21 protein-coding genes and 3 riboswitches are annotated in these 19,872 nt (G+C 40.0%); of the genes, 7 read left to right on the top strand and 14 right to left on the bottom strand.

Going from position 1 to position 19,872, the window contains the following annotated elements; all coding sequences use genetic code 11:
- Positions 1–129: 129 nt before the first annotated feature.
- The 5 genes from L3V42_RS15670 to L3V42_RS15690 all read right to left on the bottom strand — a co-directional run bounded on the left by L3V42_RS15670 (position 130) and on the right by L3V42_RS15690 (position 3,860).
- Positions 130–1,302 carry a hydroxymethylglutaryl-CoA synthase gene (locus L3V42_RS15670; protein WP_235761274.1) on the bottom strand — a complete coding sequence of 391 codons (1,173 nt, stop codon included), beginning with the start codon at positions 1,300–1,302 and terminating at the stop codon, positions 130–132.
- Positions 1,303–1,470: 168 nt separating this feature from the next.
- The gene (locus tag L3V42_RS15675; protein ID WP_235761273.1) at positions 1,471–2,037 is read right to left on the bottom strand and encodes an NADPH-dependent FMN reductase; all 567 of its coding nucleotides are present in this window, start codon (positions 2,035–2,037) and stop codon (positions 1,471–1,473) included.
- Between the two features lie 160 nt (positions 2,038–2,197).
- Positions 2,198–2,641, bottom strand: coding sequence for a hypothetical protein (locus L3V42_RS15680; protein ID WP_235761272.1), 444 nt, complete (start codon positions 2,639–2,641; stop codon positions 2,198–2,200).
- Positions 2,634–3,416: a hypothetical protein gene (locus L3V42_RS15685; protein WP_235761271.1), complete on the bottom strand. Its 783-nt coding sequence runs from the start codon at positions 3,414–3,416 to the stop codon at positions 2,634–2,636. The genes L3V42_RS15680 and L3V42_RS15685 overlap by 8 nt, the downstream gene beginning before the upstream one ends.
- A 21-nt stretch (positions 3,417–3,437) precedes the next feature.
- Positions 3,438–3,860 carry a hypothetical protein gene (locus tag L3V42_RS15690; protein WP_235761270.1) on the bottom strand — a complete coding sequence of 141 codons (423 nt, stop codon included), beginning with the start codon at positions 3,858–3,860 and terminating at the stop codon, positions 3,438–3,440.
- 454 nt (positions 3,861–4,314) lie between these two features.
- On the opposite strand from L3V42_RS15690, the gene L3V42_RS15695 reads away from it, so the two are divergent.
- Positions 4,315–4,710: an RDD family protein gene (locus L3V42_RS15695; protein WP_235761269.1), complete on the top strand. Its 396-nt coding sequence runs from the start codon at positions 4,315–4,317 to the stop codon at positions 4,708–4,710.
- 171 nt (positions 4,711–4,881) lie between these two features.
- Complete coding sequence (locus L3V42_RS15700) at positions 4,882–5,919, top strand: PTS sugar transporter subunit IIC (protein WP_235761268.1); 1,038 nt, start codon at positions 4,882–4,884, stop codon at positions 5,917–5,919.
- 54 nt (positions 5,920–5,973) lie between these two features.
- Here L3V42_RS15700 and L3V42_RS15705 read toward each other — a convergent pair whose 3' ends face one another.
- Genes L3V42_RS15705 through L3V42_RS15715 form a run of 3 tightly spaced genes read right to left on the bottom strand, consistent with a single transcriptional unit; the run spans position 5,974 to position 7,916 of the window.
- The gene (locus L3V42_RS15705; RefSeq protein ID WP_238472424.1) at positions 5,974–6,528 is read right to left on the bottom strand and encodes a hypothetical protein; all 555 of its coding nucleotides are present in this window, start codon (positions 6,526–6,528) and stop codon (positions 5,974–5,976) included.
- A gap of 60 nt (positions 6,529–6,588) precedes the next feature.
- On the bottom strand, positions 6,589–7,278 hold the full coding sequence (locus L3V42_RS15710) for a deoxynucleoside kinase (RefSeq protein ID WP_235761266.1): 690 nt from the start codon (positions 7,276–7,278) through the stop codon (positions 6,589–6,591).
- The gene (locus tag L3V42_RS15715; protein ID WP_238472425.1) at positions 7,275–7,916 is read right to left on the bottom strand and encodes a deoxynucleoside kinase; all 642 of its coding nucleotides are present in this window, start codon (positions 7,914–7,916) and stop codon (positions 7,275–7,277) included. Before L3V42_RS15715 ends, L3V42_RS15710 begins: the two co-directional genes overlap by 4 nt.
- Before the next feature lie 482 nt (positions 7,917–8,398).
- Here L3V42_RS15715 and L3V42_RS15720 point away from each other — a divergent pair, with 482 nt between their 5' ends.
- Positions 8,399–9,940, top strand: a complete 1,542-nt coding sequence (locus L3V42_RS15720) for a multicopper oxidase family protein (RefSeq protein ID WP_238472426.1) — start codon at positions 8,399–8,401, stop codon at positions 9,938–9,940.
- Between the two features lie 99 nt (positions 9,941–10,039).
- Here L3V42_RS15720 and L3V42_RS15725 read toward each other — a convergent pair whose 3' ends face one another.
- Positions 10,040–11,239, bottom strand: coding sequence for a phosphoglycerate dehydrogenase (locus L3V42_RS15725; RefSeq protein ID WP_238472427.1), 1,200 nt, complete (start codon positions 11,237–11,239; stop codon positions 10,040–10,042).
- A gap of 128 nt (positions 11,240–11,367) precedes the next feature.
- Positions 11,368–11,443: riboswitch (glycine riboswitch) on the bottom strand.
- A 96-nt stretch (positions 11,444–11,539) separates the two neighbouring features.
- Positions 11,540–11,623, bottom strand: a riboswitch (ZMP/ZTP riboswitch).
- Positions 11,624–11,691: 68 nt separating this feature from the next.
- Positions 11,692–12,789, bottom strand: coding sequence for a CdaR family transcriptional regulator (locus L3V42_RS15730; protein ID WP_238472428.1), 1,098 nt, complete (start codon positions 12,787–12,789; stop codon positions 11,692–11,694).
- A gap of 143 nt (positions 12,790–12,932) precedes the next feature.
- Between L3V42_RS15730 and L3V42_RS15735 the strand changes: the two genes are divergently transcribed.
- Together L3V42_RS15735 and larA are read left to right on the top strand one after the other, a co-directional pair.
- Positions 12,933–14,063, top strand: a complete 1,131-nt coding sequence (locus L3V42_RS15735; RefSeq protein ID WP_238472429.1) for a glycerate kinase family protein — start codon at positions 12,933–12,935, stop codon at positions 14,061–14,063.
- A 14-nt stretch (positions 14,064–14,077) separates the two neighbouring features.
- Positions 14,078–15,355, top strand: a complete 1,278-nt coding sequence (larA, locus tag L3V42_RS15740; RefSeq protein ID WP_238472430.1) for a nickel-dependent lactate racemase — start codon at positions 14,078–14,080, stop codon at positions 15,353–15,355.
- 61 nt (positions 15,356–15,416) lie between these two features.
- On the opposite strand, the gene L3V42_RS15745 is transcribed toward larA, so the two are convergent.
- Positions 15,417–16,877, bottom strand: coding sequence for a protein adenylyltransferase SelO (locus L3V42_RS15745; RefSeq protein ID WP_235761259.1), 1,461 nt, complete (start codon positions 16,875–16,877; stop codon positions 15,417–15,419).
- Between the two features lie 147 nt (positions 16,878–17,024).
- Positions 17,025–17,120: riboswitch (guanidine-I (ykkC/yxkD leader) on the top strand.
- Between the two features lie 71 nt (positions 17,121–17,191).
- Here L3V42_RS15745 and L3V42_RS15750 point away from each other — a divergent pair.
- Positions 17,192–17,533 carry a DMT family transporter gene (locus L3V42_RS15750; RefSeq protein WP_235761258.1) on the top strand — a complete coding sequence of 114 codons (342 nt, stop codon included), beginning with the start codon at positions 17,192–17,194 and terminating at the stop codon, positions 17,531–17,533.
- Positions 17,533–17,847, top strand: a complete 315-nt coding sequence (locus L3V42_RS15755; protein ID WP_238472431.1) for a DMT family transporter — start codon at positions 17,533–17,535, stop codon at positions 17,845–17,847. Before L3V42_RS15750 ends, L3V42_RS15755 begins: the two co-directional genes overlap by 1 nt.
- Before the next feature lie 27 nt (positions 17,848–17,874).
- Here the strand turns inward: L3V42_RS15755 and L3V42_RS15760 are convergent, their stop codons facing one another.
- From L3V42_RS15760 to L3V42_RS15770, 3 genes are all read right to left on the bottom strand, one after another.
- A complete protein-coding gene (locus L3V42_RS15760) occupies positions 17,875–18,342 on the bottom strand; it encodes a hypothetical protein (RefSeq protein ID WP_235761256.1) in 468 nt (155 codons plus the stop codon).
- A gap of 37 nt (positions 18,343–18,379) precedes the next feature.
- Positions 18,380–19,402 carry a DUF3231 family protein gene (locus L3V42_RS15765; protein WP_235761255.1) on the bottom strand — a complete coding sequence of 341 codons (1,023 nt, stop codon included), beginning with the start codon at positions 19,400–19,402 and terminating at the stop codon, positions 18,380–18,382.
- 126 nt (positions 19,403–19,528) lie between these two features.
- A complete protein-coding gene (locus L3V42_RS15770; protein ID WP_235761254.1) occupies positions 19,529–19,795 on the bottom strand; it encodes a holin in 267 nt (88 codons plus the stop codon).
- Positions 19,796–19,872 lie beyond the last annotated feature (77 nt).

A 19,872-nucleotide genomic window follows, 5' to 3' on the forward strand; every position in this document is an offset into this window, starting at 1 on the left:
CACCGCCAAAAACTCCAAAAAAATAAATAACGATGATAAATTTCTATCAAAAAAGAATCCAAGCCGCATTTTAATGACTTGGATTCTTTTTTTATTATTTTTGGCTAGTTATGTCCCAGCCTCTTTTATTTAATTATTACGGTTTACATAGATTCGTTTATGATCTTCCACTCCAGATAAGTAGACTGCAGCAGGGTCGTTTGCAGCATCGAGGCTGGTGGTTGAACCGTCTGCTGGTAAGGTGTCAGCAAATATTTCCTCATATTCCTCTACACTTACTTCCTGACGCGCTTTAAAGAGCTCCTCATGCTGATTCACGTATAGATGTTGTTGATAACCATGCTGCAGAATCCCTGTGAAGAATTCACCAACTGCACCTGAACCATAACTATATAACCCAATTCTGTCGCCACCCTTTAAACTGTCATTTTTCTCAAGAAGAGAAAGTAAGCTCAAGTACAAGGAACCAGTGTAAATATTACCGACTTTCCGGTTATATTGAATACTTGTCTCATAATGTGCTCTCAAGCGTTCTCCGCAAGCTTCCGTTCCTTCTTCCAGAATAGTGCGTAAAGCTTTCCAGCCCATCTTCGTATATGGAACATGGTAGCAGAGTGCAGCGAAGTCTTCTAAGCTGCGGCCGGTTTGTTCTTTATATTTTTCCCATACGGTGTTGAAAAAATGAATATACTGTTCATTTGAAAATTTACCGTCGACGCAAGCTGTATCGGAGTAAAGCGGGCGCCAGAAGTCCATAATGTCATTCGTAAAATATGTACTTTCATTTTCTATCGCAAGTAATTTTGGATCTTTGCTTATAACCATAGCTACTGCTCCTGCTCCTTGGGTTGATTCACCAGGAGTTGCCAAACCATACCTTGCAATATCTGAACCAATCACCAACACTTTACTTTTCGGATTTAAAGCAATATGACCTTTAGCCATTTGAATTCCTGCAGTGGCACTATAGCAAGCTTGCTTCAGTTCAATCGAACGAGCATAAGGATTCAAGCCTAATAAGTGATGAATATAAACTGCTGCAGATTTAGAATGATCAATTCCTGACTCCGTACCGAAAAGTACAAGGTCGATTTTTTCCTTGTCCACTTCATCTAATACTTGTAACGCAGCATTGGCAGCGAGTGTCACTGCATCTTGTGTAACTGGAGCAAGCGCCATTTCATCTTGGCCAATCCCAATTGTAAACTTATCCGGGTCAATTCCTCTTGCTTCTGCGAGCTTCACCATATCTACATAATAATGCGGTGCATAAAAACCAATCTTATCAATTCCAATTTCCACTAGCGATTCCTCTTTTCCCTATATATTCCACTTCAAAAGTGATGTTTTTCACATATTTATTTTTCAGCAATATTTAAATTTTAATATAAATAGTCGAAAGAAAGCAAATGATATAGGATAATTTAAAAAACGGCTAAAGAATAATTGCACCTCTTTAGCCGCTTTCAATTAGAAACCATATTCCGCTTCTTTTGCTGTTCGAATATCTCTTAAGGCATGTGTTAAAGATACGGTATCTTCGATTAAACGTTCGATTCGGAAATGAATATCATCATTCATGATTTCTTTCCGGTAGAAGTCTTTTTCTTCAATAAACACATACGACTGCGTAAGTTGGCCTTTCATGTATGAAATGATTGGTTTGATTTGTGTCTCTGGGATCAGATAGTGCTTAGAGGAACCCGCTGTAACGACAATACTTACAACCTTATCTTGGAATGCTTGCTCTGGAAGCAAATCAAAAATATTCTTCAGAGTAGCCGGCATCGAGGCCTGGAAAATCGGTGTTCCAACTACGATTGCATCAGACTCCATCAATGTTTTCGTTACAAAGCCTGCATCACCTGTATATTCCAAATAATTTCTCCCGTCACTGAATGGGATATTATAATTAGCTAAATCTAGCATCGTTACCTCGATATCCGGATATTTATCTTTAAACACCGTTTCTACATACTGGAGGGCTGTCCTCGTCTTGGATCCGACAATCGACCCTTGCAGTAATGCCACTTTCATCCTTGTCCACTCCTTAACTTCTCCATATATAATCAGATATAATAAGTTAGTTTCGCTTTATAAGTATTTTAATTAATAACTTCATGCAATACAATTGAAACGAACTGGAGATGGTAAAAATTAAGGAAATGACAAAAAAGAAGAGGAATGAAATGACTATTCACTCCACTTCCTCTCTTACAATTTCAAGCTTGATTTCTTCCATTTCCGTCGCTGCTTCCTGGAAGATGCGTTCTAGTTCATTTTCCATTACCTTTTTTCTTTCGGGATCTATTTCTCGGATTTCATTAAGTTCAGCAATTTGTGTATCCGTATGTTCCCGCAGAATGGTAAGCTGCCTTTGCTTCTCCACTTCAACAAATTCATCCCACTCTTGGTCAACTTCTGCAATCTGTTCAGCAAGAACCTCTTTCAGACGCTCTGTCTGTATTGCTTGCTCTTCTTTAATTGCATTATCGAGTTCTACAATCGAGCGCTCCGTCTTAACATCGAACCAGCTCGTTATTATTCCTGAAAGGGAAGAATCAGCAACCGTAGCAGTAATCCCTCCACCAAACAGAAAAATAATAAATATTGTAAGTGAAATAATCCATTTCTTATTCATTGATGCTCGATACGACATCGTCAAGCGCTGTTTTTGCTTCTTCACCAAGTTGCTGGGCGGTTACCGTAATTAACTCCTTTTGTTCGTCCGCAAGCCTTGTTACGACTTGTGTAACATCTTCGCGAAGATCACGAATGGTCCAATCCACTTGGTTCATTAAATTCCTAGTCGTAATCTCCTGATTCTCAGCTACTTCTGCTGCAAGCATTTCCTGTGCTTGACGAATTGCTTCTTCCAGCTCTTCAACTGCTTCATCCCTCGCTTGTCCGATATCCGCTGTTAATTGTTCAATTGCTACATTTCCTCTATCTGCTGTATATGCAGTAAGATCATCCGTTGCAAAGTTTAGAGCAGCATTCGCATTATTTCCGATTTCTAAATACCCATCAAGAAACACGTTGTAAAACTCTAAGCCAATTCCAGCTAGAATTTCCTGTTGCTCTATATCAATCTCACCGATATGCTCAAGTTTCGCTTGAATAATTTCTTCTAAGGTTTCTCCAGTTGCAAGTTCCCTGCTTAGGTCAATATCGATGCCAACCTGTTCTTTCAGCTGGTCATATTCAGCTTGCAGCTCCGGTAAGCGACTTTCCATATATGCTTCCGTATCAGTTTCAATCTCAGCAACCGTCTGATTGAACAAGTCATCGTACCAAGCACGAAGCTGTTCTCCAGCATTTGTCGACGCAAACACCGCTCCTGCGCTCCAGACGACAACAATAGCTAATCCAATCGAAATAACTTTCCCTTTGAATGTTTTAAGAAATGATTTCAACTAATAACTCCCCTTTTTTATTTATTTTTGTGCTAATAAATCGTTTAGATATGCTGCAATCTCTTTTTCTATTTCCACTTGTATCTGCACACCTTTTTCTATTTCATAAGCAGCATACACTTTTTTTGCCGATTGCTTCTCTAATAAATGATTTAATTGCGCCTCTAAGCCCTTCCCGTATCCCCTTACTTCCGATCTAACCTGCACCCTTTCTTTATCTAACAACACCTCCAAATCTTTCGAGTTTTCTTCCCTGATCCTCTCCCACTCCTTTTCTGATTTAATAGATTTATCATAAAAGTATGCTTGCATGCTCTGCACGACTTTCTGGGATGATTCTTTATGTAATTTCCATGGATTGTAATCACTTGCTGCTTGAATAGACACATTAAAAAAAGAAAGTAAAAGTAAAACGATTACTCCTGCTCGGATTATTTTTTGCATGTCCCTCCCCCTTTAACAGATGTTACGTCCAATCCTATCAGATGGAATAGTTAAAAGAATCGGATAATTAAACTATTTTTCTAATAGGAGGAAAGATAGTTTACTAGGAATCTTTCCGAAAGAGATAGACCTTAGACGCACTCAAATGCTAGGATCTATTTCCCGAAAGCATACTTTTCCTCGTATCTTTCTTTGCAGAGGACAAAAACATTAGAAAAACAGTCTAGCTTTAGAACTATAAACAAAAGGTATTTTTGCTAATCCATGACTTAATCATTAAAAAACTGCCATTCAGAATAAATTTCTGGAATAACACGCGTTTTTTCGACAATTTCTCTTTTCCTATCTAATGAAAAATGACAAAACTGAATCCAGTAGTTATTCATTTTATTGAAACCAATTCTATTAAAATTCGTATAGAGTAGGGAGATGATTAAAGACAGGAGGAATTTCAATGGAAGCTTTGACAAAGAAACGATTAAAAGCCTCACTAATTGATGCTGGTATTAGCACTGTAGTTTCACTAGGCGTGGAATACTTCTTACGGAAAAAAATTAAAAATGAAGCCTTCCACACCATTGTATTGCCAATGTTGAGCCAGTACACATTAGAATACGTACAATTAAAAAATGGCGGGCAAACAATTGGTTACAGACTAATGGGAATTGAATTAAAAAGTGAGGATGGCAAAGGTTTGACTAGCGATCAAATTTTAAAAAGAATGCTGCACCGTGACACGACTAGCACTATCGCATACTTCAAAAATAGAGATAGCTTTGAAGCCCAAGCAGGCAGACTCTTCCCGCATGACCTCAAAACCGGCACAATTGTAAGAGAAGCAACAGAATAATGAAACGACAGCTCTTCTAATCAGATAGAGCTGTTTTTTTCTAGAAACAAACCATTTGATTTTTACTTTAATACATAAAAGCATTACTATATTAAAGAAAAATGATTGACTATTAACGAAACTCGTCATATAATTTACTCCAATTACGTTATACAGGGGAGACAAGGAGAGATGAAGGATTTTGTCAGCAAATTATTAAATGGGATGAGCATTGGGATTGTTGTTGCGTTAATTCCGAACGCTTTATTAGGGGAAATTTTAAAAATATTAATCCCATATTTTCCGTCTTTAGAACATTTATTTGATATTACGGTGATGGTTATGAGTCTACTACCTATCTTAATCGGGGTAATGGTTGGGGTTACATTTAAACTGACACCAATACAAACTGCTTCCGTCGGCATTGCAGCAATGATTGGCAGCGGGGCAGTCACAAAAACAGAAGAAGGATTATTTGCATTAAATGGAATTGGAATTGTTATTAATACTGGTATTACAGCGGCGCTTGCAGTCTTATTTGTCTTATGGATTGGTGACCGGTTGAAAGGCTATTCTATTTTATTAATACCGACATTAAGTATTATCGTGCCAGGGATGATTGGCTATGCGTTACTTCCTGTCATTCGTCATTCAACAGGACTGTTAGGGGAATTAGTTGCAGCAGTTACGACAATGCAGCCGGTACTGATGGGCGCATTGATTGCGGTAATCTTCTGTCTGATCATTCTATCGCCTATCTCTACTGTTGGTGTTGCAACAGTTATTATGCTTTCAGGGATTGGCTCTGGAGCAGCAAATCTTGGGATAGTTGCGGCTGGAGTTGGACTTGCAATTGCTAGTTATAAAGCGAATTCTCTTGGTACTGCTCTTGCCCATGTGCTCGGTTCGCCGAAGATTCAGATGCGGAATTTCTTAATGAAGCCGAAAATTGCTTTCCCGATGTTAGTTACAGCGGCATTGCTCGGTGGGCTTGCAGGAGTGCTGAATATTCAAGGGACACCATATAGTGCTGGATTCGGTCTATCCGGACTTGTTGGGCCGCTTAATTATATTAACCTGGCTGAAGGTGGCTGGACGTTGCATAATATCACAATTATGCTAGGGACATTCTTCATCTTACCAATTTTGTTAAATTTGGGGTTAATCTATGTGTTCTCAAGGAAGCTCAAAATGATTAAAGCAGAGGATTATAAATTAAACTTTGAATAGGGCCGAGGGTTGAACATCCCCCGTCCCTATTTCTTTTCCAATTCACATCGCTGTTCATTGTGTAATCTTTTCTTTATCTTTTGTTTTAGACGAGCTTGATTCACTTTTTAAAAATCGGAGAATAGTCGTTGTTGCTTCCTCTACCTTTTCTGCCAAATAATTTGTGCGTTCATATAATATACTGCGGAAATGATCGAGTTGGCGTACAACTTTTGCCGTTAAAGCCTCCTGCTCTTCCATCCGTTTCTTAAGGTCCTCCATCTTCGTTTGGTCAATGGCGAAACGTTTCGTGATTTCTTCCTGGCTCCTCAAATAAGCAGTGACTTGATTGGAAAGCTGTTCATTTTCCTTTGAGATAGCTGTCAATTTGGCTAATATATTTCCGTAGTCTGCCTCAAATTCTTCCCATTTCTGCCGGTTCCTTATATATTCCCTGTCAGCTGATGCTTTCATTCCAGCAAGATGCTCCCGAGTGGATACGTTAAAATCCTCCTGTTCTTTCAGCCTTTCAGAAGCACGGTCATGGACATAGATTACTTGATTGTTATCATTAACCGCTTCATCAGACTGATATATATCTTCGTAATCGCCATTGATATATAATCCCATGGTTTCACCCCTCGCTTGATTACTCCCATTATTTTATGCAGGAATCGACGAGTTAGCGACTTACCGGTGATCCCGAGTAAGCGGGATTGTGTAATTCGCTTTCCGTCGGCCAATCCTCCGTCCAATTTTTTCTAAGATTGGTTCAAGTGACGCTTCCTCGTTCAAGTCATAATCTGCAATATTAATCCGTAAAACAGGGCAAGCATTAAAGCTGTCAATCCACTTACTGTAACGCTCATGCATTTCTTCCCAGTAGCTAACCGGTGTTTTCTGCTCCATTTCCCGACCACGTTTGTTAATCCGCCCAATCACTTCATCTAAAGACCCTTCCAAATAAATCAATAAATCTGGATGTGGAAAATATGGTGTCATCACCATCGCTTCAAATAAATTTGTATATGTTTCATAGTCCGTCGGTGACATGGTACCTTTCTCATAATGCATTTTCGCAAATATTCCTGTATCTTCATAAATCGAGCGGTCCTGCACAAATCCTCCACCATATTCAAATATTTTCTTTTGTTCTTTGAAACGCTCTGCCAGGAAATAGACTTGTAAATGGAAACTCCACCGTTCAAAATCTTGATAAAAACTTTCCAAATAAGGGTTTTGCTCCACTTTTTCAAAAGATGTTTTAAAATGAAGTGCCTGTGCCAAGGAAGTAGTCATCGTTGACTTACCGACACCGACTGTCCCGGCAACTGTGATTACTGCGTCGTTCGGTATACCGTATTTCTCTCTCCAATTCATTTGTTTACTCCTTTAAGCCTCAACTGCTCGTGAATCATTTCTAATATTGTTTCCAGATGTTCTTGATTCTGCATGAAATCTGTTTTATCGCCGTCAATTCGGATAAGCGGGATATCCGGATGTCCTTTTTCAAATGCATCCATGAATTGTTTATAATCCTCTGTCAATTGCTGCAAGTACGTTGCTTCGATATTCTTCTCTATACCTCTTCCCCGTTTGCTAATCCGTTCCATAATCGTGTCAAGACCTCCGGTTATATAAATCATCAGATTAGGCAAGGGCATATCCTTCGTTAAAATTTCATATATTTGTCCATACTTATCAAGCTGGCTTTCATTTAATGTCCGTCTCGCAAAAATCATATTTTTTGCAATATGATAGTCCGCGACGACTGGACGTGCGTTCTTCAGAAAATCATTTTCGATATCTTCTAGCTGCTTATATCGATTGCACAGGAAAAACATTTCCGTTTGAAAACTCCACTCATTTATATCTTCATAAAATTTGTCAAGAAAAGGATTCTCACTCACAATCTCTTTCAACAAATGAAATTCAAAATGACTGGCTATCTTTTTTGCAAGTGAAGTCTTGCCGATACCAATCGGACCTTCAATCGCAATAAAAGGTACTTCCGCCATCATTACTCCTCCTTCAAATTAGATCTTTCATATTTTATCATATTTCGCATGTTCAAACCATCGCGATTCGCTGCTTCTTTTTAACAATATAGTACATTCGCCTTTCCCAATTTTTAAATTAAAGCATTTATTATTATAAGCTCTATTTTCGCAACCTGAAAAAGCTACGTACACCTTTATACAAACTAAAAACTGCCAATTGCTTTCATACAGTGTAAGTGTGCCTAACTCGAAACTTTCTACTGGAGGTCCGCAGTCCAGACACCTCTCGCACCTGCTGAGCGGCCGGCAAGCCTCCTCGCGCTGAGCACTAGCAGTGCCTAAGGATGCGCATCCGTCCACCGGGCAATTGAACGGCGATTAGAACGCCAGTCTAGAGAATGAGCAAATCACTTACGCTGGATGAGAGCAATCGGCAATTCATTTAATGGCTAGCCACAGATGCGAAAGTGGAGTTATTTGTAAGATATGAGGTGAAAAACATGCAGCGACTAGAAAAATTTGTAGATCCCCTTCCAATCTTGAACACACTCCAGCCAAACAAAAGGACAAAGCAAGGAGCGTATTACGATATTACAATGGAAGCATTCAAGACTAAATTACATCGTGACCTACCACGAACAACTTTATGGGGATATAACGGGCAATTTCCCGGTCCGCTAATTGAAGCCTTCCGCGATGAGCCTGTATCTGTAACATGGCATAACGAACTTCCAGACCGACATATTCTCCCAGTTGATACGTCGATTCACGGACTGGATAAACTCCCTACTGTACGTACAGTTGTTCATTTACATGGAATGGAAACAACTCAGGAAAGTGATGGCCATCCTGAAGCTTGGTATACAAGAAATTTCCAAATCACAGGACCGACGTTCAGCAAACGGACATTTCATTATCCAAATCACCAGCGAAGCACCTTGCTTTGGTATCATGACCATGCAATGGGACTGACAAGACTCAATGTATATGCCGGACTTGCCGGAATGTATCTATTACGGGATAAACAGGAAGCATCCCTTAACCTTCCTAGTGGCGAGTATGAAATTCCGCTAATGATTACAGACCGAAGTTTCCATCCAGACGGTTCTTTATCCTATCCTGCACAACCGGCTGACGCAGGGCCGAATTTACCATATCCTTCGATTGTTCCGGCATTTTTAGGTGATACAGTTGTGGTGAATGGAAAAGTCTGGCCATATCTGGAAGTGGAACCGCGTAAATACCGTTTCCGCATTTTGAATGGATCCAATACGAGAGCTTATCAACTATTTCTTGATGATGGAAGTGTCCTTCATCAAATCGGGTCAGACGGCGGACTGCTTCGAAAACGGGTGGATATGGAGATAATCGGGCTTCAGCCTGCCGAACGAATTGATGTTATTGTTGATTTTTCACAACTAGCCGGGCAAACGATTACACTGAAAAACAATCTTGGTCCAGATGCGGATCCAGCTGACGAAATGGGAGATATTATACAATTCCGTGTCACGAATCATGTGAAAAATAAAGATTCGAGCAATTTGCCCAGCAACCTTTCCTATGTGCCGTCTTTAAAACAAAACGATATCTCCACGGTCCGGTATTTAAAATTAGTCGGCTCAGCAGATGAATTCGATCGTCCGTTATTACTCCTAAACCATCTGAAATGGCATGACCCTGTAACAGAAAAGCCTAAGCTTGATTCAACAGAAATATGGGCATTTGTGAATACGACAGACTTTTCCCACCCTATCCATATCCATCTCGTCCAGTTTCAAGTGCTGGACCATCAAACCTTTGACCTTGAACGCTTCAATGAGGATGGGACGCTTATCTTTACAGGTTCACCTGAAGCGGCCAGCCCAAATAATCGCAGCTGGAAGGATACAATTGAAGTACCAGCTGGAACAGTGACTCGCGTGATTGCAAACTTTGGCCCTTATACTGGTGATTACGTATGGCATTGTCATATTCTTGAGCACGAAGATTACGATATGATGCGGCCGTTTCGGGTAATTACAGATGACGAGGACAAAAAATAAGGAAACCAGCTGGAAAAACTTACAATTTCCAGCTGGTTTTCTTATAATTGGGATGATTTATGGTGAAAAAAACGGGACAGAGCCTCTGTCCCGCTTCGATTAAATCGTGCGAATCCGGATAACGTCTTGAATTGTATTAATTTCCGCTTCCATACCTGGAATGACGTCTCCATTCACTTTCTCATCAATATCAATCATCGTATATGCTAAATCTCCACGGCTTTTGTTAATCATCGCCGCGATATTTAGGCCACGCTCAGAAATAATTGAATTGATTTGGCCCAGCATATTTGGTACATTATGGTGAAATACTGTAACCCGGCGTTTCCCTGTATAAGGAAGAAACGCATTCGGGAAGTTCACCGCATTTTTAATATTACCTGTTTCAAGAAAGTCTTTCACTTGGTGGGTTGCCATGCGAGCACAATTTTCTTCCGATTCAATCGTTGATGCACCTAAATGTGGTAACGTTACCGCATTGTCCATATGAAGTAAGCGGTCATTCGGGAAATCAGTAATATATTTACCGACCCGGCCCATCTCGAGCGCTACTTCTAGCGCATCTTCATCAACGAGTCCGCCACGGGAAAAGTTAAGAATATGAACACCAGGCTTCATCTGTTCGAACGCTTCTCTATTTAACATGCCATTTGTTTCATTTGTAAGCGGAACATGGATTGTTATATAATCCGCCTGTTCAAACACATCCTCTAATGACATCGCGCGCTCAATGTTCCGGGATAACTCCCAAGCGGTATCAACAGAAATGTACGGGTCAAACCCAATAACATCCATATCAAGGCTAAGTGCATCATTCGCTACCATTGCTCCAATTGCACCAAGGCCGATGACTCCCAATTTTTTTCCTTTCGCTTCACGCCCAACAAATTGCTTTTTCCCCTGTTCAACAAGCTCTGGTACTTCTTCGCCTTTTCCTTTTAATTCTTTCACCCAATCGATTCCGTTAAACAGATTACGAGAAGATGCCATGATGGAAGTAAGCACGAGCTCTTTTACCGCATTCGCATTTGCTCCCGGCGTGTTGAAAACGACAATCCCTTGATTTGAACAAGTATCAACTGGGATATTGTTTACACCAGCTCCCGCACGTGCAATTGCCTTTAAGTTGCTATCAAAAGCCATATCATGCATCGGATAGCTTCGGACGACAATCGCATCCGGATCCTTCGCTTCATTATCAATACGATAATCTTCCTTATTGAATACTGAGAGACCAACCTCAGCAATATGATTTAATGTTTTAATTCTTTTTGTTTTGTCTAATGTTATTGTTGTCATTTCTCTACTCTTTCTCCTTTTTATTTGAACTTTTCTTTCTAATCTCCAAAACGCAGCCTAGAAACATAAAAAGAGACTGGAAAAAAACTCCAATCTCAGAAAGATCTAGAAAACAACAAATAAACCTTTGTTGTTCTTCTGTCCTTTTGCCTGAGATTTTGAACCCTTCGGCGATGCATATGCATTCTCTCCAGAAGCCGCTCCCGTTATAGTGTCACCCATAACATTCGTCGCTTTTGAATATTCTATTCAATCACGTCGCCTCCTTAAACATAAAAAGGCAAGGAGTTAAAAATCCCTTACCTCTGCCCAGGCGATCGACATGATTTCATTATGTGCTCCCCCGCGGTGGTCTCCGCGTTTTCGCCAGTTACACATAACGTTTCAATTGATGATGTTATCTTATCAGAATTAAATTACTTTTTCAATGGATAAACACATTTTTTTTAAATTTATTCGTTTCGTTCCTGTTCCCTGTATTTAAATATCCATAATGCAAATTGCAAAACAAGGGCATCATGAAAGATGCGCGGATCGTAACCCGTCTCTTCTTGAATCTTATTCAGCCGATAAATCAATGTGTTCCGATGCAGAAATAATGCATCTGCTGCTTTTAGGATATTGAGATTATGATCAAGAAAGAATTGAAGATTCATTTGCTTAGTTTCGCTTATGTTTTGCAGTACCCTCTTCGCAAAACGTTTGGATAGTCTGTCATCTAATTCATGAATTAATCCCTCTACTTCTATGTTTGCAAAAGATACAATACTACGATCACTAACACGAAGCGCTAAATTACAATCTACATAAGCTTGATGAAATTCAAGCTGATGAATGAATGGCAAGCTATAAGAAATTCTTCCGGAGAGAGATAGCCTTTGCATTAATTCATGAAGGTCTTTCATTTTCCTAGTCAAGAGTTTCTCATTGATTTGACACATCGCGATATGCAGCTTATGTATACTGATAAATCCAGCAATTGTTTTATCTACTCCGAGTAATGTTTCAACGCGGCGAATGATAGCTTGTCTTTGGAATATTTGCCTATCAAATTCTATAACTATTCCTAAAAATGGTGGCGTAAAATCCAACTCAAGCAAACTAATACCACGTTCTACCTTGCTAAAAGAAGGGTGTTCTTTTAAAAGTTGTTCAATCACCATTTCTTTCATACGCTGTTTCCATTCAAGTTGGGAAGCAATAAATTCTTGATTGATCATAAGCTCTGTAGTCATTTTTACTAATTCTCCAATATTCCCCATTTTATTTGGATCCCCAGTTATCCCTATGACACCAATCACTTTATCTTGAAATACGATAGGAAGATTAATTCCAGGTTGGGCCCCTTCCCAATCTTTGTCCTGGACAGAGTAAATATGAATACTTTCTCCTGTTTGAATTACTTCTTTCGCCCCTTTATGTACTGTATCAATTCGAGAATCATCCATGGATGCAATGATTTTTCCATCTGTGTCCATAATATTGACATTCCGCTTTATCCGTAGAGATGTTTCGTTCACAATAGAGTTAGCAATATCCCTTGTCAGCAAAAAATCACCTCCCAATAGTTATAATACACATAAATAACTTAATAATAGTCTTAATATTTGTATAGTATAACCATATACAAATGATGTCAATGCATCTATAATTTATTTTACGGAATGTAAACGCTTACCTAGGAGTGATGTTTTTGGATATTATTATAGCACCAGATTCATTTAAAGGCAGTCTATCAGCAACTGAAGCGGTTGAAGCAATGGATAGAGGTATTAAACGCTGCTTCCCTCATGCTCGTACCATACATGTTCCGATGGCGGACGGTGGAGAAGGAACGATGGAAACGCTCGTAGCCGCTACAGCAGGTGTTATTAAAACCGTACATGCAATCGATCCGTTAGGTTTTGAAATCACGGCTGAATACGGAATTCTCGGAGATGAGAATACATGTGTGATTGAGATGGCAAAGGCTTCTGGACTCGATCTCGTGCCAAAAGAAAAACTTGCACCCCTTTCTGCCACGACGTACGGAACTGGTCAACTTATAAAACAAGCTTTGGATGACGGCTATACTTCTTTCATTCTAGCTATTGGAGGATCCGCAACAAATGATGGTGGCGCAGGAATGCTTCAGGCTTTGGGCTTGCAATTAATGGATGATAAAGGAAAAGAGATTGGATACGGGGGTGGTGAATTACATCGGATAAATCGTATCGACCTTGAAAAATTTGATGAACGAATTGCAAGCTGCAAATTCGTCATTGCGTCTGACGTCGAAAATCCATTAATCGGTACGAATGGTGCCTCCTATGTTTTCGGCCCGCAGAAAGGAGCTGATACAGACGACATAAAAATACTTGATAATAATCTTACCCACTGGGCGGATATGGTTGCTGAAGTTACTGGAGTTCATCTGCATCATGCTCCCGGAGCGGGTGCAGCTGGTGGAATTGGTGGTGCCTTTCAGGCATTTTTTCCAAGTGAAATGCAACGAGGAATTGATGTTGTTTTAAAATACAGCAATTTTAATGCTTATCTTGAACAAGCGGATATTGTTTTAACTGGTGAAGGAAAAGTTGACCACCAGACTGCTTCTGGTAAAACACCAATGGGCGTTGCACAGGCTGCAAAAAAAGCAAACATACCGACAATTATTATTGCTGGTTCTGTTGGTCCTGGTATTGAAGCTTTATATAAATATGGCGTTGTCAGCGTTAACAGCATGATCAATGAACCGATGGAATTGGGGCATGCAATCCAACGTGCTTCCGAATTATTGACCAATGCAACGGAGCAAATAATGCGTACGTATTTTTATCAATAAAATGAGGGATATAAATGAAAACAGATATTTTATATGGTAAAGAAGGATTAACTGTAGATTTACCGGATAACTCGTTCATCATCGAACCTACAAATTTACCGAAAGTGGAAGATGAACAGAAAGCGCTACTTGATGCCGCTAGAAACCCAATCGGAATGGGCGCCTTACGAGATCAGGTCAAAGCAACGGATACGGTAGCTATCGTTATAAGTGATATTACTCGTCCTACTCCCAATCATATTCTTGTTCCTTTTCTAATCAAGGAACTCGAACATATTCCGCATGAAAACTTTGTCATTATTAATGGTACAGGCACACATCGTGATCAAACAAGAGGAGAATTCATCGAAATGCTTGGCGAATGGGTAGTGGATAATATCCGTATTATCAATAATCAATGTCATAATAAAGAAACCCTTGTCAATCTAGGCAAGAGTAAATTTGGTTGTGATGTTTATTTAAACAAGGATTATGTGGAAGCAGACTTTCGGATTGTTACTGGCTTTATCGAACCCCACTTTTTCGCCGGCTTTTCAGGTGGTCCAAAAGGGATTATGCCCGGGATTGCGGGAATTGAAACGATTCTTACTTTCCATAATGCACGTATGATTGGAGATCCGCTTTCTACTTGGGGTAACATGGTTGATAATCCTCTTCAAGAAATGACAAGAGAGATCAATAGAATGTGTAAGCCTGATTTCATGCTGAACGTGACATTAAATCGAGAAAAAGAAATTACAAATGTATTTGCTGGAGAGCTGTATGAAGCGCATGACAAAGGTTGCGCCTTTGCAAAAGAACATGCGATGTTTCGTTGTGAAGAGCGTTTTGATGTAGTCGTCACATCGAATTCAGGTTATCCCCTCGATCAGAACCTTTACCAAGCAGTAAAAGGGATGAGTGCTGCCCATAAAATTGTAAAAGAAGGTGGTTCAATTATTATTGCAGCAGAATGTTCTGATGGATTACCTGACCATGGTAACTATGCAAAGATTTTTGATTTTGCTGATACACCCCAAGAGTTACTTGACTTGATTAACGATCCGGAATTTGAAATGTTCGATCAGTGGCAAGTTCAGAAGCAGGCAGTCATCCAAGTTTGGGCAAATGTTTATGTGTATTCCAAACTGACAGATGAGCAAGTTAAAGCATCCATGTTAAAACCAACAAGGGATATAGAACAAACGTTAAAAGACCTGAAGGCAAAGTATGGTCCCGACATGACAGTTGCTGTTTTACCCCTTGGACCACTAACAATACCTTACGTAGAGGAAGAAGCAATTGTAAAATAATATCAATCATGAAAAAAAGAGAAAGAAACGCAAGAAAGTGCTTCTTTCTCTTTTTTTATGTTTATGTCCCGCAAAATGTTTGAAAACTTGTGCCTGTATCATAATCTCTTTTCGCAAATTCTTTCTGTACATCTGTATGGGCATATGGACTTTTCAAGACATGGATTAATTTTTCTGCCACGTTGTAATCCTCCTCCTCTACAGCAGCTTCTATCGCTTCCTCTACCCACTGATTCCTCGGAATCAATGCGGGATTATGTTCATGCATAAGTTTGATGCTTGCATCCTTCGTTTCTTCTTGTGATTCAAGCCGCTCTTGCCATTTGATTTTCCAATTTATGAATTCATCCATCCGTCCAAGCGGAAAATCTTCTTCCTTATCATAAGTTAATGCTAGGAATGTATTCGTATAATCGGCATGATAATGCTGCATCAATGTGAGCAATTCTTCAATGAGAGCTTCGTCTCCTTCTCTTTCACCAAAGATCCCGAGTTTCTGCCGCATCCCTTGCAGCCAATATTTCTGATATAAGGGACCAAATTCCGAAATAGCATCTTGCGCATATTCCAAGGCTTCCTCTTTGCTCTTACCGAGTAAAGGCAGCAGTGTTTCCGCAAAACGCGCGAGGTTCCATGCAGCAATGCTCGGCTGATTCCGGTAAGCATAACGTCCATTCAAATCAATCGAACTAAATACAGCTTCTTGATGATATGCATCCATGAAAGCACACGGTCCATAATCGATCGTTTCACCGCTGATCGTCATGTTATCCGTATTCATCACGCCATGGATGAAACCGACAAGCTGCCATTTTGCAATTAACCCCGCCTGCCGTTCAACCACATTTCTTAGGAAAGCGAGGTAGGGATTATCCGCTTGTTTTACTTCTGGATCATGTCGCTCCATCGTATAATCAGCAAGTTGCACAAGTTCCTCAATCTCACCGAAGTGTGCTGCGAATTCAAATGTTCCTACCCGAATATGACTGGCGGCAACCCTCGTCAAAATCGCACCAGGTAATCTCGTTTCCCGTTGAATCCCCTCCCCTGTCGTCACCACTGCGAGACCCCTTGTCGTTGGGATTTTTAATTCGTGCATCGCTTCACTAACAATATACTCCCTAATCATTGGTCCGAGCGCCGCCCGACCATCGCCACCACGAGAATACGCTGTCCTCCCCGCTCCTTTCAGTTGAATATCGAAGCGTTTGAAATCCGGTGTCACTTGTTCTCCAAGCAGCATGGCACGTCCATCACCGAGCATCGTGAAATGGCCGAATTGATGACCAGCATAACTTTGGGCAAGAGGGATTGCATTTGGCGGAAGAGCATTTCCCGCATATACAGCAACAGCATCCTCATGCTGCATTTGTTCATTGTTAAGTCCAAGTGCTTTGCCAAGTTCCTCATTATAGAAAACAAGTTGGGGTGCCGCAACCGGATTCGGGGTCAATTTTTGGTAAAAAATCTCAGGAAGTTCACTATAGGTGTTCTCCAAGTTGAAATTGAATGTTTTCGTCATAGGTTCTCCTCTTCTAGCTTGTCATTATCTTATAGTATACTTGTTTAGGTCTAGTCTATTCCAATACAAAAGCTTGGTTGAAATATTCAAGTCTTTCCTCTTGAAAAAACACTCCCACTCCTTTATAGTATACATTAATTGCATAAGTTGAATGTTTTCTAGGGTTCCGCAACTTTGTTGGTCTGAGACCGAGAGAAAACTCGCAGCTTTGCTGTGCCACGGAAGGATAAAAGCCTGGGAGATACTGTATTTTACAGTTTCTCCCAGGCTTTTTATGTTTTTCCGGGGAAACTAAATTTGGAGGTGCAATACAAATGAATAATGAATGGATGAAAGTATTTATTGCTGCTTTCTTTGAAATTTTTTGGGTGATTGGTTTAAAGCATGCACATGATTTTTGGACGTGGGTTGGAACCATAGTTGCTATCTTCGTCAGCTTCTATTTAATGATTATGGCTGGAAGGAAACTCCCGGTCGGTACGGTATATGCGGTTTTTGTCGGCTTAGGAACGGCGGGAACTGTTTTCTCGGAGATTGTATTCTTCGGGGAGCCATTTGTGTTAGGTAAAGTATTATTAATTCTTGTTTTATTAACAGGTGTCGTTGGTTTGAAATTAGTGACACCGGATAAAACTCAGGAAGGCGGTGAATCCTAATGGCATGGACTGCGTTAGTTTTGGCAGGTTTATTTGAAATGTTCGGTGTTGCCATGATTAATAAATTGCATATCGACCGAAACTTTAAAGCATTAGCTTTATTAATTCTTAGGTTTGGTGCTAGTTTTATTCTTCTTGCTTACGCCATGATAACTCTTCCGATGGGAACGGCTTATGCGATTTGGACAGGGATTGGCGCTTCTGGTGGAGCAATTTTAGGTATGCTGATTTACGGCGAATCTAAGGACTGGAAAAGGATTGTTTTCATAGGTATGGTTCTTGGAGCTGCAGTTGGTTTGAAACTGATTTCATAAATCGGAAAAAAAGCGGAATCCCCTTTTTCAAGAAGGGGATTTTTTCATGTGTTGAATGATAGCTATGATAGCAAGCCCAATACACGCACCTATCACAAAAAATATAATCGGCAGGAAAACAGGTCCTATCAGTAGACCCAAAATTCTTAAGTTGGAGGAATATATTAATCCAACCGTTCCAAAGTATGCACTGAAAACAAACGGAAGAAAAGAGTAAGGATTCCTCCCTCCCCCAGCATCACGATAAGCATCCCAAATCGCAAACATATACACACACGGATAGAACATAAGCCAGAGATAATTTGTCTCCGCAATAGCCATTTGCATGTCACCATGGAAACTATAAATGATCACCTGATTCAAATTCGCTTTCACATTAATAATGAATTCTGCTGTAATAAAAATAAGACCTTTCACAATTTTTCCATTCAACAACTGTCCAAAGCCCGGCAGCGCAATACTCCAAAATATTTTTTCGAGCGGTGTTTGCTTCATCCTTTCACATCCTACAGATTAAACGTTTGAAACGAGATTAATTATGCTTGGTTTTATTTTTAGCTAGCTTTTCCTTATCGACTGTACCAGGAGGTTGCTCCAACCATTCGTTTTCTATCATAATTTCTGCACCGTCTTTTGCATATTGCGCGACTTCAAGGGATAAACGTTCATAGCCCACCACAAGATCATTCCGCTGACTGGCACCGGCTGCCAATGCGTAATTTCCGATTCCGATTGCACACAACTCCGAGAACAAGAACATCCCTAGCTTTTCAGAAAAAGGAGGGATCGTTGAATCTGTAATCGAAATATCTGACGAAAGGGGTGCCTGTATATCATTATCAGCAAGAATTTTCGAAAAGATTTCAATATGTTTCTTCGTCATATCCCTTCCTCTGAGCATCCAACCTTGCACCTTCTTAATAGCTGAAGTTTGCGCAAAGCTTATGGCGAGCTTCCCTCCAATCATATTTGTCCGTATATTCATATGGAGATAGGATATTTCCACCGCATTCAATGGTCGTTTGCTGCTGAATGGGTTCATTCCACTAAAATATTTCTTGCTAACAATCATGTCTGTTTTCATTGGATAAGGAATATATGGAGGTCTCACATATAACCCTTTATCCATGGAAATATCTGTCGCCTTGTCATATAGCTCCAATACTCCTATGATTCCTTCTTTAAAAAGTGTTTTAATATCTTTTCTGGCACTAGTAGTCGTTAAACCGCTATATGCAAGTAACCCAACCCTAGTTAAATATCCAATATATTCCAGCATAAATGCGTCAGTATATAAACGTGGTGCATTCAGATTAATATCTTCCTTCCCAAAGCCAGTAGGTAGCGGAAAGGCTTCTTTAATAAAAAGTTGCTCTAATTTAGTTACATGTGTATTGGTAAAATCATAGGCTTGCTGGACAAGTGAGCGAATTTCCATATCCTCGGCATCTTTCAAAAAATATTCTAATATACATCGATTCATACTGTCATTCATGTAAGACGTCCAAATCGCTGCGATTTCAGAAGTCGTTAATTGTGCATTATAGTTCGTCATCCCATTACCTCCAACGAATAATTACAAGCATTTTTATTCTTCACATATAATGTAAATTGATACATAAAAATTGAGCGCCCCTTAGCGGGAACGCCCTTTAGTAATGCATGTATAAGATGAATAAGCTTACTCTTCTTCTGGGTAACTGTTATCTTTTCCATTCTTGCTCAATTCAAACAATCCCGTAGCAGCAAGTCCACTAATTCCTCCAGCCCAGCTTCGTACAAGGAGATCCGCACCGAGAAATGTTGCAGATGCACCAAGACCAACCCCAATAAAAATAGCGGCTAAAGGTAAAAAGCGCTTAGGAACTATTTTCGAAACTTTTAATGCCTGAACAATGCCAGAAGTAACAGGAGCAATTACGGTTCCCATCATAAGAATCTCTATCATGGTTAACCACCTCACCATCTTACAACATCTTATGAAAAGCAATCATAACATGTCTCTGCGGTTTGCTTAGATAGCAT

This window comes from Oceanobacillus alkalisoli (assembly GCF_022213125.1).
Taxonomy (GTDB): Bacteria; Bacillota; Bacilli; order Bacillales; family Amphibacillaceae; genus Oceanobacillus; species Oceanobacillus alkalisoli.

Coding starts and splice junctions, on each gene's coding strand:
- L3V42_RS15675 (WP_235761273.1), bottom strand. CDS start 2,037: ATGAAAGTGGCATTACTGCAAGGGTCGATTGTCGGATCCAAGACGAGG.
- L3V42_RS15680 (WP_235761272.1), bottom strand. CDS start 2,641: ATGAATAAGAAATGGATTATTTCACTTACAATATTTATTATTTTTCTG.
- L3V42_RS15690 (WP_235761270.1), bottom strand. CDS start 3,860: ATGCAAAAAATAATCCGAGCAGGAGTAATCGTTTTACTTTTACTTTCT.
- L3V42_RS15695 (WP_235761269.1), top strand. CDS start 4,315: ATGGAAGCTTTGACAAAGAAACGATTAAAAGCCTCACTAATTGATGCT.
- L3V42_RS15700 (WP_235761268.1), top strand. CDS start 4,882: ATGAAGGATTTTGTCAGCAAATTATTAAATGGGATGAGCATTGGGATT.
- L3V42_RS15705 (WP_238472424.1), bottom strand. CDS start 6,528: ATGGGATTATATATCAATGGCGATTACGAAGATATATATCAGTCTGAT.
- L3V42_RS15710 (WP_235761266.1), bottom strand. CDS start 7,278: ATGAATTGGAGAGAGAAATACGGTATACCGAACGACGCAGTAATCACA.
- L3V42_RS15715 (WP_238472425.1), bottom strand. CDS start 7,916: ATGGCGGAAGTACCTTTTATTGCGATTGAAGGTCCGATTGGTATCGGC.
- L3V42_RS15720 (WP_238472426.1), top strand. CDS start 8,399: ATGCAGCGACTAGAAAAATTTGTAGATCCCCTTCCAATCTTGAACACA.
- L3V42_RS15725 (WP_238472427.1), bottom strand. CDS start 11,239: ATGACAACAATAACATTAGACAAAACAAAAAGAATTAAAACATTAAAT.
- larA (WP_238472430.1), top strand. CDS start 14,078: ATGAAAACAGATATTTTATATGGTAAAGAAGGATTAACTGTAGATTTA.
- L3V42_RS15745 (WP_235761259.1), bottom strand. CDS start 16,877: ATGACGAAAACATTCAATTTCAACTTGGAGAACACCTATAGTGAACTT.
- L3V42_RS15750 (WP_235761258.1), top strand. CDS start 17,192: ATGAATAATGAATGGATGAAAGTATTTATTGCTGCTTTCTTTGAAATT.
- L3V42_RS15755 (WP_238472431.1), top strand. CDS start 17,533: ATGGCATGGACTGCGTTAGTTTTGGCAGGTTTATTTGAAATGTTCGGT.
- L3V42_RS15760 (WP_235761256.1), bottom strand. CDS start 18,342: ATGAAGCAAACACCGCTCGAAAAAATATTTTGGAGTATTGCGCTGCCG.
- L3V42_RS15765 (WP_235761255.1), bottom strand. CDS start 19,402: ATGACGAACTATAATGCACAATTAACGACTTCTGAAATCGCAGCGATT.
- L3V42_RS15770 (WP_235761254.1), bottom strand. CDS start 19,795: ATGATAGAGATTCTTATGATGGGAACCGTAATTGCTCCTGTTACTTCT.